This is a genomic window from Thalassospira sp. MIT1004, from assembly GCF_001858545.1.
Taxonomy (GTDB): Bacteria; Pseudomonadota; Alphaproteobacteria; order Rhodospirillales; family Thalassospiraceae; genus Thalassospira; species Thalassospira xiamenensis.
The window spans coordinates 557,802-574,767 of the sequence record NZ_MCAO01000022.1; the positions used below are offsets into that span (position 1 = coordinate 557,802).

The 16,966-nt window shown below is 53.9% G+C and carries 13 protein-coding genes; all 13 read right to left on the reverse strand.

Annotated features, from left to right (window positions below; all coding sequences use genetic code 11):
• Positions 1-61: 61 nt before the first annotated feature.
• A complete protein-coding gene (locus BC440_RS11405; RefSeq protein WP_083379351.1) occupies positions 62-2,011 on the reverse strand; it encodes an ABC transporter substrate-binding protein in 1,950 nt (649 codons plus the stop codon).
• Positions 2,008-3,936, reverse strand: coding sequence for an ABC transporter ATP-binding protein (locus BC440_RS11410; protein ID WP_071240191.1), 1,929 nt, complete (start codon positions 3,934-3,936; stop codon positions 2,008-2,010). The genes BC440_RS11405 and BC440_RS11410 overlap by 4 nt, the downstream gene beginning before the upstream one ends.
• Positions 3,933-4,547: a hypothetical protein gene (locus BC440_RS11415; RefSeq protein ID WP_071240192.1), complete on the reverse strand. Its 615-nt coding sequence runs from the start codon at positions 4,545-4,547 to the stop codon at positions 3,933-3,935. Before BC440_RS11415 ends, BC440_RS11410 begins: the two co-directional genes overlap by 4 nt.
• Complete coding sequence (locus BC440_RS11420; RefSeq protein ID WP_071240193.1) at positions 4,538-5,296, reverse strand: polysaccharide deacetylase family protein; 759 nt, start codon at positions 5,294-5,296, stop codon at positions 4,538-4,540. The genes BC440_RS11415 and BC440_RS11420 overlap by 10 nt, the downstream gene beginning before the upstream one ends.
• Entirely contained in the window at positions 5,293-6,420 is a 1,128-nt protein-coding gene (locus BC440_RS11425; protein WP_071240194.1) for a glycosyltransferase, read from the reverse strand. The genes BC440_RS11420 and BC440_RS11425 overlap by 4 nt, the downstream gene beginning before the upstream one ends.
• Positions 6,417-7,022, reverse strand: coding sequence for a histidine phosphatase family protein (locus tag BC440_RS11430; protein ID WP_071240195.1), 606 nt, complete (start codon positions 7,020-7,022; stop codon positions 6,417-6,419). The genes BC440_RS11425 and BC440_RS11430 overlap by 4 nt, the downstream gene beginning before the upstream one ends.
• Complete coding sequence (locus tag BC440_RS11435; protein WP_071240196.1) at positions 7,019-8,161, reverse strand: glycosyltransferase family 4 protein; 1,143 nt, start codon at positions 8,159-8,161, stop codon at positions 7,019-7,021. Before BC440_RS11435 ends, BC440_RS11430 begins: the two co-directional genes overlap by 4 nt.
• Positions 8,162-8,173: 12 nt before the next feature.
• Positions 8,174-9,442 (reverse strand): glycosyltransferase family 4 protein, encoded by a 1,269-nt coding sequence (locus tag BC440_RS11440; protein WP_071240197.1) that lies wholly within the window; start codon positions 9,440-9,442, stop codon positions 8,174-8,176.
• Positions 9,443-9,463: 21 nt separating this feature from the next.
• Positions 9,464-10,666 (reverse strand): glycosyltransferase, encoded by a 1,203-nt coding sequence (locus BC440_RS11445; protein ID WP_062959718.1) that lies wholly within the window; start codon positions 10,664-10,666, stop codon positions 9,464-9,466.
• 126 nt (positions 10,667-10,792) lie between these two features.
• Positions 10,793-12,373, reverse strand: a complete 1,581-nt coding sequence (locus BC440_RS11450) for an MBL fold metallo-hydrolase (protein WP_071240233.1) — start codon at positions 12,371-12,373, stop codon at positions 10,793-10,795.
• A 77-nt stretch (positions 12,374-12,450) separates the two neighbouring features.
• Positions 12,451-13,755 carry a gephyrin-like molybdotransferase Glp gene (gene glp / locus BC440_RS11455; RefSeq protein ID WP_083379352.1) on the reverse strand — a complete coding sequence of 435 codons (1,305 nt, stop codon included), beginning with the start codon at positions 13,753-13,755 and terminating at the stop codon, positions 12,451-12,453.
• A gap of 63 nt (positions 13,756-13,818) precedes the next feature.
• Positions 13,819-15,588, reverse strand: coding sequence for an iron ABC transporter permease (locus BC440_RS11460; protein WP_071240198.1), 1,770 nt, complete (start codon positions 15,586-15,588; stop codon positions 13,819-13,821).
• 12 nt (positions 15,589-15,600) lie between these two features.
• Positions 15,601-16,623 (reverse strand): Fe(3+) ABC transporter substrate-binding protein, encoded by a 1,023-nt coding sequence (locus BC440_RS11465; protein WP_139192115.1) that lies wholly within the window; start codon positions 16,621-16,623, stop codon positions 15,601-15,603.
• Positions 16,624-16,966 lie beyond the last annotated feature (343 nt).

The following is a 16,966-nucleotide window of genomic DNA, read 5'->3' on the forward strand; positions in this document are numbered from 1 at the left end:
CTGTCGCATCGGCTCCGGTTTCCCTGTCCGGAATGATGCGTTCGTTTTCAGATCATTGCGATCAACGGTCCCACCAGAATGTATCGGGACGGTAAATGCCAAAGAATGCACCTGGTTCCCAGCTATGTATGCCCTTTTCCGGCACGTTGCGCAGATCGTTGCGAACCACGACCGGCTGCGGCACATTACCGATCAGACCGATCGAGAACATGTTTTCCGCGTTGATATCGAGAATACGCTGCCATGCGTCCTTTCGGGCCGCGTCATTGCCATTGGCCCATTTACCATAAAGGTCCATGAGTTCCTTGGCCGCGGGCATATCCGGTGCTTCGCCCGCCTCGCCATTGGTCTGGAAATACTGTCCCCATTTCGGCCATTGCAGGCTGTCCTGCTGGATCGGAACGAATTCCGCCGGAACTGTACCCGGCGTTGCAAGGCCGCTATCGACACCATTAAAGATCGACATGATGGTTTCGCCGCTATAGGCCCGATTGCGCAGAACTTCGCGCTGCAATCCCTTGACGAACAGCTTTACACCAATCTGTTTCCAGCTATCCCCGATCAGTTCAAGCATGTCGTCATGTTCGGGGTTTTCGCCCATGGTTTCGACAATGATTTCAAGCGGTCGACCATCGGGCATCAAACGAATGCCATCGCCATTGCGCTTGGTCAGGCCCATTTCATCAAGCAGCGCATTGGCCTTCTTGACATCGAACTCAATATAGCTGTCGCGGTATTCCTGTTTGAAAAGCGGGCTTTTGGGAAGGACCGTATTGTTGGTCGGTGCCGCCAGACCAAAGAACATCACCCGGTTGATTTCGGTTCGGTTGATGGCAAGCGACAATGCCCGGCGGAATTTCACATCGCGCAATAATTTCCGCCAAACCGGATCAGAACAGGTCAGGTTCGGATAAAGTGCCGCATAGGCACCGTAACCGACATCCCAAAGGTTTACCTTGAAGTTTTGCTGCGGCTCTGACTGTTTGAGGAAGGTGTAATCCTGCAAGGACAGAATACGGCTTTGCAGATCAACCTCGCCCGCGCCGACCTTGGCCGGAACCAGTTTGGCATTCGAAATATTGAAGATCATCCGATCAATATAAGGCAGCTGATTCCCGTCGGGATCAACGCGATGATAGTACGGGTTACGTTCAAAGATGAAGCGATCAGACGGCTCTTCGGTCCTGATCAGCCATGGTTCCAGCGATGGACGTTCGACATTTTCAAGCCGGTAAGGACGGTCCTTATCTGTATGAAGCACCGCCCAGCTGCGTAAGCCCCGTTCTTTGACAATAGCATCCAGCTCGGCCGCATCGCGATATTTCGCGTGAAACTGTTTCAGATAATGTGCAGGCCGATAAATGAAGGGCGGCCGGGTTGCAGCCAGTTCCGTTACGAAAAACGGGTTGGGTTTGGACCAACTGTAACGAACGGTATATTCGTCGAGAATCTCGAATGTTGCCGGTTCATCGCCAACAAACAGGAAACGCGGCGGACCGACCGGAAAGAGTTCATCGTTATTGACGATGTCTTCCCAGAAATAGCGGAAATCCTCGGCGGTAAAGGGTTCACCATCTGACCATTTATGGCCTTTGCGAAGATGCAAGGTGAATACATTACCTGTATCGTTGACATCAAGGCTTTCGAGAATATCGGGTTGCAGGTTCAGGTTTTCGTCATATCCGATCAGTCGGGCATAGCCATAAACCACCGCCATGCGAATATCGCGCGAACGGCCCATGATGGTCACCAGATCACCGCCATATTTGCCGATTTCCTTATTCTCGGCAGTGAAGTCGATGACTTTGGGATGTTCAGGCAGACGTGCCGCCATCGGGGGAAGTTCCCCCTTTGATACGGCATCCTCGAAATACGGGATTTCAGCCTTTGCCGGGTCGACCGCCGATATCATCCCCGCAAACATCGCCGCCGAGAACCCCACACATACGAACGCCATGCGCGATTTGTTAAACCAACCCGCAGAAAACGCAGGAACGATAGTCGGCTTCATATGGCCATCTCCTGATAATCGGCACGTGCGGCACGAACAAAGTGATCCTCGGCAAACTGCACCATGCGCGGATCAGATTGGGCATCAATGGTAAAGGGTGCAGGCCAGCGGCGCGGGTCGGAAGCCTTGCCGTCGACAATCTTGGTGAAATCCAGAAGATGATCCAGATCGGCAAAGGGTACGGCGTTAAGCAATGCCTGAGTATAGGGATGGACCGGATTTCTGAACAATTGTTCGCGTGGTGCGGATTCAACAATACGCCCCGCACACATCACAGCAATCCGGTCCGCAATATAGTCAACCACCGCCAGATTGTGCGAAATAAACAGGTATGTCAGTTTAAGTTCACGCTGCAAATCTTTGAGAAGGTTTAAAATTTGCGCCTGAACCGATACATCAAGTGCCGATGTCGGTTCATCAAAAATCAGAAGGTCGGGTTTAAGCGTCAGCGCGCGTGCAATGCCGATACGCTGGCGCTGGCCGCCCGAAAAGCTGTGCGGATACCGGTTCAGGAACCGGGGATCAAGCCCGACCAGTTCCATCAGTTCCAGCACCATTTTCTTACGGTAGGATGCATCACCGATACCATGAATAATCAACGGTTCGGTAATAATGTCCTGCACGGTCATCCGTGGATTAAGGGACCCGAACGGGTCCTGGAAAACGAACTGGATACGTTTCCGATACGGGTTGAGCTGATCTTCGTTCAGGCCGGTCAATTCGGTCATCTGACCGCTTTCCCCCCGGAACAGGATCGATCCGCTATCGGGTGCCATCGCCCGCATGATCAGTTTGGAAAGCGTGGTTTTGCCACATCCACTTTCGCCGACCAGACCGACACATTCTCCGCGATTAACCGTCAGAGACACATCCGCTACAGCGGCAATTTCTTGTTCCTCGGTCTTTAGCCAGTTGCCTTTGCGCACCGCAAAACTTTTGTAAAGGTGGCGCACAGCCAGAACCGGCTCGCTTGCCATTGCCGGATGCAATGCCAGCGACGGTGGAACATCCCCGCCTTGCTCAGATGTGTCTTTGTCGCCGCAGAAAGTCAGTAGACTATCGACCTTCGGCTTGATTTCACGCAGGGGACGCAAACGTTCGTCAGGTCCCATATCGAAATGCGGAACCGCAGCCAGCAACGACTGTGTATAGAGGTGACCGGGATTGACGAACACATCATGGGTCAGACCGCTTTCGACAACACGGCCATCATAAACCACGACCATGCGGTCCGCCATGTTGGCCACCACCCCAAGATCATGGGTGATCAGCAGTACGGACATTTGCAATTCGGCCTGCATATCCTTGATCAGACGAAGTGTCTGGGCCTGTATCGTCACATCAAGTGCCGTTGTCGGTTCGTCCGCAACCAGCAGTGCCGGCCGGCAAACCATTGCCATGGCAATCATCGCACGTTGGCGCAAACCACCGGAAAGCTCGAACGGATATGTCTTCAAGGATCTTTTTGGATTGGGAAAACCGACAAGTCCCAGCATGTCACTGGCAAGCTCTTTGGCCTCGCTGGAGCCGACCTTGCGATGGAGGCGCACTGCCTCGCAAATCTGATCACCGATGGTATGAAGAGGTGACAGGGAGCTCATCGGCTCCTGAAAAATCATGGAAATACGGCCACCGCGAATGGACCGCATTTCAGCACCCGAGCGATCCAGCATCGCAATATCAACACGGGTTCCCGGCTTTTTCGGATCGGCAAAAACAATTGATCCGTTGGTGATCTGTGCCGATTTGGGCAACAACCCCATGATCGCCTGTGAAATGGTGGTTTTGCCAGAACCGGATTCTCCGACAAGGGCGACGGTTTCCTGCGCACCAATGCGAAAACTGACATTTTCGACCGCCTTGACCCGCATATGCGGCAAAACGAATTCGACTTTCAAATCGCGGATACGCAGAATATCGGTCATCTTCCCTCGCCAAAGCCGCCTGCCCGACTTGATGCGGCTGCCTGGACCATTGTTTCGGCCTCGTCCATACGCATCAGATTGGTTCTTGTTATATCGTCGACCAGTAACTGGTTATCTTTGGCCCAATCCCGCGCAATTTCAAGCAGATCATCAAAACCGTCCAACGTTGATTCTGTGACGATTTTCGCATCCCCGGCCTGGAGGGTCAGTTCAAACCAGCCCTTCCTGCCATCGCGACGGGTAGAGAAATAACGCAAACGGAATTTGGAAAGTTCCGACCACGCAAATGCCGTCCCGCCGCGCAAGTTGCTGATCCGGATACCATATTCCGAAACATAAATCTTTGACTGAAACCGCATTAATGTGCGGGCAAAATAAAGAATGAACAAAAGCGCCAGCCCGGCTGCCGTCCACTGAATAATCGGCAGCATTTCGGGAATCAGGGCAATGACACCGCAAATCAGCAATCCGGCAACCGATTTCGCCATATCAGGTGCCATAAGCCGCGGCGGATATCCCATGATCTGAACATCACGATCACGCACACCGGCAGGCTTGACCGGATCGACTGTTTCGATACCGCCGGTTTCTTCGATAGGGCTTATTGCCATGGGAAAACTCCGGGAATTCGCAACCATTTGAGCGCTGCGTGCTCAAACGAAAACAGGTTTTCAAGAAATCGTGTTGTGGCGTCGTCATGAACCAGATGATGCGTCAGAAGCCCTGTGGGCTCGGCGGCGTCAACCAGCCCGGTTCGGCGGGCCGACAAATGCGAAATCATCGCCGTAATGCATTGGTCTTCGCCCGCAAAGCCACGGGTACCGCGCCAGTCAATAACATCAACATGGGTATTGACCATCAGAAGGCCGGAAACGGGATATGCATCCGGTCTCGCATTAAACGTGCTGATGCCGCGCAGGCCAAGCGATGGCAAAGCCCGCATGACGTCATCGGCAATGCGGTTCCATGGTGGCACCATCACCGGCAGGAAACGATTGCCAAACTGGGATGACAGGATATCAAAGCCGCGGCGGATATCGGCAACGACCGCACCAATATCGCGAACATCGTCAAGTTCCTGCTTTTTTCGGCCAGCAGGCATATGATTGGTATGGGACCAGCCATGCTGGAAAACACGGGTATCAAGTGTTTCTGCCAGACGCAGCACCAGATCATGTTCAAGATCAGCCGGAATCACCGCAAGGGCCAAGGGAACGCGATAATCCTGTTCGAAGGCAAGCATTGTTTCAAGTGCCGATGTAACGGCAACTGCGTCATCGTCGCGCCACCACATCGTAGCAATCCGTTCTTCGGACTGCCACAGATCCAGCTCTGCGCGAAGTTGATCCCAGCTACTCATGCCTTCCCTCTTATTCTTTCTGCGAGTTTAGCCGCAGTTATCCCTGCCCCGTCCAGAGATATATCTAATTTAACAGGATTTTTCGCCCGATCTATTTGATTTGCCAAGGATTGTGGACTTAAATCATCGGGATCAAGCAACGACAGCACTTTCTTTCCCGCTAAAATAGCAGCGCGCTCACTTTGTTCGCCTTCACCGCCATCGGCGAATGGAACCATTACCGACGCGGTCCCCGTCGCCAGAACATCCATCAAGGTATTATAGCCTGCCTGCGAAACGGAAACACAGGCATGTGCCATCCGTTCGCGGAAATCAGGCAAAAAGCGATGCAACGTGACCCCGGTCGGCAGGTTTTGCGCAAGGCGATGGAATGTGTTGGTTGGGAAATGCGGCCCTGTGACAATATCCCATTGCTGATCGGCAAACCGACTTGAAAGCGGACGCGCAGTAATTGCAGCTTCAATCAGCGCAGCCCCGACCGCACCACCGCCAGCAGAAACAAGAACACCTTGTCGTTCGCCGCCGACGAACTCAGCTTTGGGCGCAACATAACCAGTATATTCGATCATATCAGCAATATCGCTGGCAAACGGGAAGCTACGCCCGAAACCAAAAAGCATCGGATCACCGTGAACCAGCACGTGGTCAAAATGACTACGCGCAATATCGCGCATCCAGACTTCTTTTGACGGGTCTGCTTTGCGAACCAGAAGGTCACGAACGGAACAGATACGGGGAATCCCCGCCTGCCCAGCCCGTTCCAGCAGCGGCAGTAATTCGAACCGGAAGGCCCGGCGGCCAAACGGGAACATTTCGATCATCAAAAGCTTGGGTGCCACGGATTTGAACGCATCAAGTAATGCCTTTTTTCGCGCCTGCTTCCATGCCTCATTGACCGGATTTCCCGCCGCGTCGACCAATCCGGAAAAACCGCTATCTGCGGTTCGGCAAGGCGGCAGCTGGATCACATTATCGCTTCCGAAATCCAGTGCGGCATCGGGAATGCCACCGGTGACAACGGTTGTCTTGATGCCGAGCTTTTTAAGTTCCGCATTGATCAGGGCGATGCGGCGCACATGACCGATACCAAGCAAATGCTGAACATATATCAGGATGTCAGTCATGAGGTTGTTCCGCCCCGTTCAAGCAGACGGCAATTAAGATCAACGACGCCAAGCCCGTCATCCGAAGACCATGAAAAGACATGAATGCTTTTCCGATCAAGCCTGTCAGGGATTTTTCCCATCATGTCCCAGCCACTTGCCGCGGCATAGACCGCACGAATAACACCCTTGTGGGTTACGACGCCAAAATCACCGTCACGATGCCCGGCCAAGGCGGCTTCGACCCGGGAAAGAACTTCACGCGGGCTTTCGCCGCCTTCCGGGCGGAAATCCCAACCACGGTCTTCATTTTCCTGCATTCGAGGGCCGAGTTGGCGGCGCAAGTCGGAAAGTTTTTTACCTTCCCAATCCCCCCAGTTCATTTCAATCCAATGTTCGTCAGGTGAAATACCCTCAATCGAAAGGCTATCGGCTGTTTGAATGGTCCGGATCAGCGGACTGACACGCCAAGGAACTTTGCGCCATTTTTCCGGTAATTGCAGGCGGCCATACTCATCAATGGTTTCGGGAAGCAACGATATATCGCTTTGGCCCTGGATACGTTTTTCCGTGTTCCACGCGGTAATCCCGTGTCGCAACAGGGCAAAATGAAAGTTTCTCATCCCTGTTTCCGTTTCATGTGACTTTCCATCACGCCACCCAGGACAGTATCAAGCTTTTGGGCGGCGGCGGTGACGGTGTGCATCTGTTCAGCTTTTCGCGTGGCCGACTGCCCGATATCGCGCAATATGCTGTACCGATCCGACGCCAAGCATTCGGCAAGTTTGTCGGCAAAGGCATCAACATCCCCAACCGGCACCAGCCATCCGGTTTTGCCATCCGCTACAATGCCCGAAACACCGCCACAGTCGCCTGCCAGAACAGGTAATGCTGCCGCCTGTGCTTCAAGTATTGCCATACCATAGGCCTCGTTGATCGCCGGCCATACAAACATGTCAGACCGCGCCAAAAGAATGCGCGTATGATCGGCATCGCAAAGACCGGCGAAATCAAGTTGATCGTATTTGATTGCGTGGCGTTCAAAGGCTGCCTCGACATCCGCGCGTGCGGGACCATCGCCGATCACCGTCAGATGCCAGTTCGTCACATTCCGCGCATTGAGCCAGCCAAGTGCGTTTGCCAGCAATTCGTAAGATTTCAGCTTGTCGCCCGGTCGCATCATGGCGGTTGTTACCAACTGAACCGATTTATCCAGATCAATTTGGCCACGATCAGCAGCATGCCAGTTTTCGGTATGGGTAAAGGGTGGCAGATAATGCAACCGGTCCTGAGCACATATCGGCGCCAGACATTCCATATCCGCCTGATTTAGGGAGAATACCGCACTGGCACATCGCAGGGCATGTTCAACGGCTGCGTGGCTTTGCGCCCAGGGGCCGTTTGCACGTTTAGGGGCAAAGGATGCCTCGGCTACGACATAAGGGATATCCAGAGCTTTAGCGATCACCGGACCAATCCAGTCCGGGGCCTTGTAATAAAGATGGTAGGTAAACCAGATATCGGGGCGTTTGCCGTTCTGATATTGCCGTAATAGCCTCGCGACAAGCTTTGACGCCAGTTCGGCGATTTGCGCCTGACGCAGGATATTGCCATCGCCAACCCGGCTGCGCAGGCGCGATGCGATATCAACTTTATGTCCGGCTTGCGCTAGTGCCTCACACAGAAGGCGCGCCATCAGGCGATCCCCGGATGGTATCGGATGATCAATCGGCTTTAACGGTGCATAAAAGGCGATCTGCACGCTTGCCGTCCCCTACTCCGCTGCCGGTTGTTGTGCGGCAGTTCCGGCTACCAGTGCATCAACACCAAAGCGATGTGCCAGTTCCTTCATGCCGGTATAGAACGAGAAATCCCGTCGAACGATTTCGTTGCCCTTGCGCCCCATCTGATCGCGCAACGCCGGATCGACAATCAGGTCCGCCATTGCCAAGGACAATGATTTGGGATCACGTTCGGGAACAAGTTTGCCGTTAAGGCCATCGGTAATCAGTTCCGGAATGGCTGAAATTGCCGTTGAAACCGCCGCCAGACCGCAAAGCTGTGCTTCCATCAGGACGTTTGGCAATCCGTCACGATCACCATCCTGTTCCACCCGGCTTGCCAGAACGAACAGATCGGCGGACTGACAGCCCGCAATCACTTCTTTCTGGTCACGCGGCCCCTGCCAGTCACAATGATCTGAAATTCCAAGATCGGTCGCGAGCGATTTGTATTTATCGCCATTGCCACCACCAATATGGACAAACCGCCAATGCAGATCCTTGGGTAAATCGGCAAGTGCACGCAGAAGATCGTCATAACCCTTTTTCCCGACCAGCCGACCAACCGACAGAATCGTTACCGGATGTTCGGGATCCCGGCCGTCACGGGGCATCCGGTCCGGAAAATCTTCGGGGAAACGGGAAAAATCAAGACCGTGATAAAGCAAATTCACCTTGGCCGGATCATCGGCCAGCTTTTGCAGATGGTCGACATTGGCCTTCGTGCAGGTCACCAGCCAATCCATATCGGCCAGCTTTTCACGCATGTCCCAATCTTCGCTGGTGTAGATATCCTTGGCATGTGCAGAACAACACCACGGAAGACCGCGCATCATCGCTGTATATCGCGCAACCGATGCCGGGGTATGCAGGAAATGGGCGTAGATGCGCGTGATATCGTCCGGCAGCTCCGCCGCCATTACCAATGCTTGCGCAAAACGACGGGCGCGGTTCGGCGTGCGATCCCGGCGATAGTCCTGCCACCAGATATTTCTTGCCCGACGATATCCCGGCATTTTGCGGGCCTTTAGCCAGCCGCGAAACACGCGCATCGGTTCCTGATAGACATATTCCGGCAGGTAATCGATTTCAGCCGTGATCCTTTCGTGGACTGGGTGGCGTTTTTTATCGGTGGGATGACGCAGTGATACAATACGATAAGGAATACCTGCCTGCTGAATACCGAGGATTTCCTGGGCAATAAAGGTTTCCGACAATCGTGGATATCCTTTCACCACGATTGCAAGCTTGTCGCATGTCATCTGTTATTATCCCGGAAAATCTTACTCGGCAGCGAGCTGCGGCGGCAGCCAGCGTTCAACCTGATCGCCAACACTATCAAGGCCACCCATCAGGTTTGGCACGGTTACATGTGACGGCTTTGGCTGATCAATCAGACCGCGAAGGGCTTCGGCCATCTGCATCGGCGGACGCCCGCCATCTTCGGTCAGCATTTTGACCAAACCAAGTTTTTCGGCAGCCGACGCGCGAACATATTGTTCAAGCCGCGGCACGGTGCGCGGCACGATGATTGCCGGTTTGTCAAAGGACAGGATTTCACAAAACGTGTTGTATCCACCCATTGCGATCACACCGGCAGACCGATCCATCAGCATTTCGACATTGGCATCGAAGGTAATGACCGAAAGCTTGTCGATCTTTTCCGCGCGTTCCATGAACGCCTGCTGGTCATTTGGTGCCATGAACGGCCCTAACACGACAAGCGAAGGAACAGGAATATCAGGATCGGCCTCATAGGCACTGATCACCCAATCAACCAGATTAACCCCGTCCCCGCCACCACCGGTCGTGACGAGATAATAGGGTTCCTCAAGACCAAGCGCACCATGTTCCGGGGTCGGTTTGCGCGTCGCGGTACGTGGCAGATAACCGGTATAGGTCATTTTTTCTTCGACACCCGGCGGCAGATCAATGCCTTCAAGCGGATTGCAAATGTCTTTGAGGCCATAGACCCAGATTTCGTCGTAAAGGTCGGCCAGAGCCGGAACGCATTTTTTGCGATCCCATTCTTCACGCAGATTGACCGGGTCATCCATCACGTCGCGCAAGCCCATGACAAGGCGCGTGCGACGGTGGCGCAACATCTGAAGTGTCGATTCAACTTCACCGCGCAAGCCAAGCGGTTCCTTGTCGACGATGAACAGATCGGGATTAAACACATCGGCGGTATGCTGAATAATGGATTCACGCATCGCCAGTGTCTGATCGACGTCGATATTCAGATTAAGCGATGTGTATTCACCATTTGAGAGCTTGATCACGCCCGGAATACGCACAAAATCGACTCGTGAACGGAATTCGAAACTGCCGATGATCGGCGATCCGGAAAGGATCAGCACAGATACATCGTCCCGACGCGAAACAAGCGCATGCGCAATGGTCCGGCAGCGGCGCAAATGGCCCAAGCCGAATGTATCGTGGCTATAGATCAGAACACGATAGCCGGTATTCCCCACGATCGACATATATCCGCCCGCTCTCGTAGTGTCCCTCGATACCTTCTCAACCCGATATAGGGTGACACGATATCGCCCGTTGGCAAGCATTTCCGTATTTTACGGTATTTCCAACCTGCCATCGGGCTATTGCTCTCATGCCGATGCGATATCTTGCAAGACTTTTTCGAGCAGGGCTTCGCGTTTTTCGTTGCTGTCGAGTGCGCGAAGTTTTTCAGAAAGTTCTGTAACACTATGGGCATAGCGGTTGTGCCAGTCATCACGGGACATCTCGCCAACAGGCAGGCGCGGTTTGAATTCGGCCTGTTTTGCCTGCCCGCGTTTGAGCGTCACGGTGTCATCAAGCATCGGGAGTGCGATTTTGCTTTCTTCGATCCCGTGATTGATCATGGCCTGTTGCAAAGCGGCGCGCGCCCCGTCTTCGCCGTGGGTCAGGAAAATGCGCCGCGATATCGGCATCCTTTCCTTTGTCCAGCGCAGCAGCATGTCCTGATCGGCGTGTCCGGAATAGATATCAAGCGTCCTGATCCGGGCGTGCACATCGACCTCATCACCATGAATGCGCACATGCTTTGCCCCGCCCTGCAGCACACGCCCCAACGACCCGGCAGCCTGAAAACCGACCATCAGCACCGTGCATTCCGGCCGCCACAGATTGTTTTTCAAATGATAGCGAATGCGCCCGGCATCGCACATGCCACTTGCCGACAAAATGATCGCGCCGCTTCTGACCCGTGCCAACTGCATGCTTGCCTCAACATCGGGCACCATATGAAAATTGGGATGGGCCAGGGCACGTGCATCATCATGGGAGAGATGTTTGGCAAAAACCTCGGTCGCGCGCTGGGCCAGCGGGCTATCGACAAAAACATCCGCCTTGGGAAGTTTTCCACGATTAAACAGGGTCGCCAGATCGACAAGCAGTTCCTGTGTACGGGCCACTGCGAAACTCGGGATTACAAGATTACCGCCAGCCTGAATGGCTTGGCGAACCTCGACAGCCAGCATTTCGCGGCGCTCTGCATCGCTGACTTCGGGGCGATTGCGATCACCATAGGTGGATTCAACAAACAGATAATCGATGTTTTTCGGCCCTTCGGGCGCATCGTTAAAAACCGCCTCGCCCGTGCCGATATCGCCAGAAAACAGCAGTCGCAGGGTACGTGGCTCACCGTCCGGGGCCTCATCATCCACTTCGATTTCTATCGAAGCGGATCCCAAAAGATGCCCGGCATCCCAGTAGCGCGCCCGTAAGCCCGGCAGAACTTCACGCCATTCATGATAGTCAACGGGCTGCAACCGTTTGAGAGTCTTTTCCGCGTCTTCGCGGGTATAGATCGGGGTGACTTCCGGGCGGCCACGCCGGACATTGCGGCGATTAAGACGTTCGACCTCGGTTTCCTGAATATAGCCGGAATCAGGCAGCATGTAGGTCAGAAGATCGCAGGTGGGTTCGGTCGCGTAGATCGGCCCGTTAAAACCGGCCTTCACCAGTTTGGGAAGCAACCCGGAATGATCAATATGCGCATGGGTCAGAAGCACGCTACGAATATCCGCAGCCTTGAACGGAAAAGCTCCATAGTTCAGTTCGCGAACCGTCTTGCTGCCCTGAAACATGCCGCAATCGACAATGATATCACCACCGTCGGTACGCAGCAGATAACATGAACCGGTAACACCACCCGCAGCCCCGCAAAAAGTCACTGATACAGTCATCCGCATTCCACCCCTGTTCCGTTGTTTTGTTAAACATCACCGGAAAAGGATGCAAATTCCATGATCTGGATCAGTTTTTAAAATGCCTGCAAACCACCAAATGGCAGATAGAGTACCTGATCACCCGTTCTGACCTGCCCGCAATCCTCGGCGATTTCGATCAGGCCTTCGGCCCACACCATCGAGGATAACATGCCGGAACTCGCCGAATGGTAAGGCATGGCAACCCATTGCCCATCGTCATCCTGCACCAGACGGGCGCGCAGCCATTCGCGGCGCCCCGTACCACGTTTGAAGTCAAACCCTGCGATGGCCGGCAATCGCAGGGGCGCACAAACGTCGTCCGATGCCCCCATCATATGCGAAAGAAGCGGCATGGCATAAAGCAGCCCGGAAACCATCACCGAAACCGGATTTCCCGGCAAGCCGATGATAACACAATCCCCAATACGACCGCGCATCAAAGGTTTGCCGGGTTTGATTGCCAGCTTCCATGCCTGAATTTCGCCAAGACTATCGACAACAGGCTTCAACAGATCCGCCTTACCAACAGATACCCCACCCGATGTCATGATGACATCATGTGTTTGCGCAGCCCCCTTTAAGGCGGTTTTCAACACATCAAAATCATCAGCCAGAAGGCCAAGATCAGTAACCGTGCACCCGCAAGCGCGCAGCATGCCGATCATGGCAAACCGGTTAGAATCATAAACGCCGCCGGGCGGCAGCGGATCTCCGGGCTTTGCCAGTTCATCCCCGGTCGAGAAAACGGCAACCGACAAGGGCTTCGACACCGGCACTGACTGATACCCCTGCCCGGCGGCAACCGCGATATCCTGCGGGCGCAGGCGTTTACCGGCTGGCAGGATAACCGCACCAGTCGCAACATCTTCACCGCGACGACGGATATGTTGATGCTGGCGGGTCTGTGCGACCACATCCTGCGAAACGGTCAAAAGCGTTTCATCGGCATTCGCCGTGACATTTTCCTGAATGATGATGCAATCTGCGCCCTCAGGAATGGCAGCCCCAGTTGCAATACGGATTGCCTGCCCGCGCGGGATTTTCCCCGTAAACGGATGCCCCGCCAGCGACACACCGCCGACAGTGATTTGCACATCCCCCTTACCGACAAATTCCTGCAAGTCGGCATGATAGAATGCATATCCATCCATTGCCGAGTTATCCGCAGACGGGACGTCGACCCTGGCAACGATATCCTTGCGCAGGATCGCCCCATAACAATCAGTAAGAGGCGCCTCAATTACCGGTGCACGAACAGCGACTTCGTCAAATGCAATACGCAGCGCATCTTCAAGCCGCGTCAGTCCCGGTTGGTGGCAAATATCTGAATTGGCAGGATTATTTTGTGACGTGGTCATCAGAAGCCTGTCGAACTTAACGGGATCATATAGCGGCGATAGTGATCCGCCGGAACGGGAACGTCAATGGCGCGACGATGCGCCATCATGCCCCGGGCGGGATCGGGAAATAGCCCGACTTAACATAATCACCGGAACAACACCGACAATGACGATGGTCAATGCACCAAGGGCTGCCTGTTCGATCATTTCATCCTTGGCGAACTGATAGACATGCGTCGCCAGTGTTTCGAAATTGAACGGCCGAAGGATCAGCGTCGCCGGGAGTTCCTTCATCGCGTCCACAAAGACGAGAACCGCCGCTGCCAGAATGCCGCCACGCACCATCGGAAAATGAATGCGCTTCAATGTTCCCCAAGGGCTTTCGCCCAATGTGCGGGCCGCGTCATCCATGCTTGGTCGGACCTTGCCAAGTGCAGCCTCAATAGAGCCATAGGAAACCGCCATAAAACGCACAGCATAGGCAAAAACAATGGCAAAGACCGTCCCGCTCAGAAGCAGGCCGGTAGATATGCCAAACGTTTCGCGCATCATGGCATCAACCGCATTATCAAACCGCGCAAACGGGATCAGAACCCCGATCGCCAGAACCGCCCCGGGCACGGCATAACCAACCGATGCCATGCGAATGCAGAACTGCAAAAGAGGTTGCGGGAAAAGACGCAAGGCATAGCCAAGGAACACAGCACAACCAACCGCAACAAAGGTTGCAAGACCCGATACCAACAAACTATTGCCAGCAAATTCAAAGAAATCGGCGGTCCAGCTTTGATCAAAATAGCCAACGGAATAATAGACCAACACCAATGATGGGATCACAAAACCCAGCACAATCGGCAGGATGCAGACAGACAGCGCAAAAAATTTGGCGACCGGACCAAGCTCATAACCCGGTAATTCCTGAAAGCGGTTGGTCGTATCGTGGAAACGCTGGCGACGGCGCGAATAACGTTCAGCGACGATCAGGACAATCACTACCGCCAGCATGGTCAGCGCGATCTGGGCAGCTCCGCCGGCATTTCCCATACCGAGCCAGACATTAAAAATACCGGCCGTCAGGGTATGGACAGCAAAGAAATCGATGGTCCCGAAATCATTCAAGGTTTCCATCAGCGCAATGACGACACCAACCACGATAGCCGGACGCGCCAAAGGCAAGGCAACCGTTACGAACGAGTTCCAGGCCGAACGCCCGAGAACACGTGCAGCTTCGAGAACACAGACCGACTGTGCCAAAAAGGCAGCCCGGGCCAGCATGTAAACATAGGGATACAGCGTCAGGCTAAGCACCAGTATCGCACCACCCTTGGTCCGGATATCAGGAAACCAGTAATCACGCGCGGTTTGCCAGCCGAAAATCTCGCGTAGAAGACGCTGCAACGGACCGGCATATTCCAGAAGATCGGTGTAGACATAGGCAACAATGTAGGCCGGAACTGCCATCGGAAGCAGCATCGCCCATTCAAAGAACCGTTTGCCCGGCAGGCGACACATGGTTACGACCCATGCCGCCGAAACACCGATCAACGTCACGCCAATACCAACACCCAGCATCAGGATACCGGTATTTTTCAGGTATCGCGGCAACATGGTGGATGCCAGATGCGGCCAGATGTTTTCCGTCGGGAACAACGCCAGATAAACAACCGCAATCAACGGTGTTGCGACAAGAAGTGCGATAATAAACGCCCCGGCCAGCCAAAGACCTGATTGGCCGCGCGGCAGCCAGCGCATGGAGGTTCCAAGCGAACGTTCGCGCAACGGATCAAGCGTCTCGGTTACGGCAGAAGGCCGGATATCGCGATCGTCTTCGGTCTGGCAGGAATTGTTCACGCGAGCTGCGCCCTATTCGTTAAAGCCGACTTCGTCGATCAGACGAATGGCCGCACCACGGTTATTGGCAACTTCGTTAAGCGGCAGGGTATCGGATTTGAAGGTGCCCCAGGAACGAACCATTTCCGACCAAGCCACCCCTGGCTTGACCGGATATTCAAAGTTCACGTCTGCATACATGTGCTGCGCCTCGTCCCCGGATAGGAATTCGACCAGCTTGATCGCATTTTCCTTGTTCGGCGCATTCTTGACCAGGGCCACACCTGAAATATTCACGTGCGTGCCGCGGTCGCCCTGATTGGGGAAAACAATCCGGACATCCTTGGCAGCATCGGCTTTGTTTGGATCATCAAGCATCTTGCCATAATAATAGGAATTGCCGATTGCCAGATCGCAAACGCCTTGGGATACGGCCTCAATCTGATCGATATCCGCCCCTTGCGGTTTACGTGCAAGGTTGTCCTTCAGGCCCTGAAGCCAGTTTTTTGTATATTCCTCGCCATGATGGGCAATCATAGAGGCCACCAGTGCGATATTGTAAACATGCATTCCAGAACGGACACAAATGCGCCCCTTCCATTCCGGATCGGCAAGTTCTTCGTATGTCGAAATGGCGTCGGGCTTCACACGATCAAGCGACGTATAAAGAACACGTGCACGAGTGGTCAGACCAACCCACAGATGGTCCTGATCACGGAATTGTTCGGGGATATTGGCATCGATCACATCGCTTTGAAGCGGTGTTGCGATATCGGCATCAACAGCATCCTGGATGCGCCCGATATCAACCGTCAGCAAAAGATCGGCCGGACTGTTGCGGCCTTCATGTTTGATACGTTCGACCAGACCGCTTTGCGAAAACAGCGTATTGACCCGGATGCCGGTTTCCTGAGTGAATTGTTTGAACATCGGTTCAATCAGGAAAGGCTGGCGAAGCGAATATACATTCACCTCCTCGGCAGCATTCGCTTGAAATGCCGTCAATCCGACCACCGCGCCCATAATGCCAAAGACCTTGTTGCGCAGTGAAGTCATCTTGAATCTCCTGAAATGGTCGCAAAGCGATGGGGCAAGTAAGAATGATTTGTACTCGCTGTCGGGGAAATTAAAGGGCTGCTACCCTGTTTTGCAAGAGCCAATAGAACATAACCGCCTTGTCCATGTCGGTTTGCGCCGCGGAATTGCCGGGTTTACAGACATAAAAAAAGGGACGGTAATGGTTACCGCCCCTTTCCGGAATGATTCGAAAAACGAAAATTCGTTTACAGACTGCTGACAAAGTCCTCGCCATTGGCGGGGACTTTTGATTCAATGGGGAATGCTTAAGAAACCCAGCCCACATCAAACCGAACTTGAGATGGTGACACTCGACAGTTTG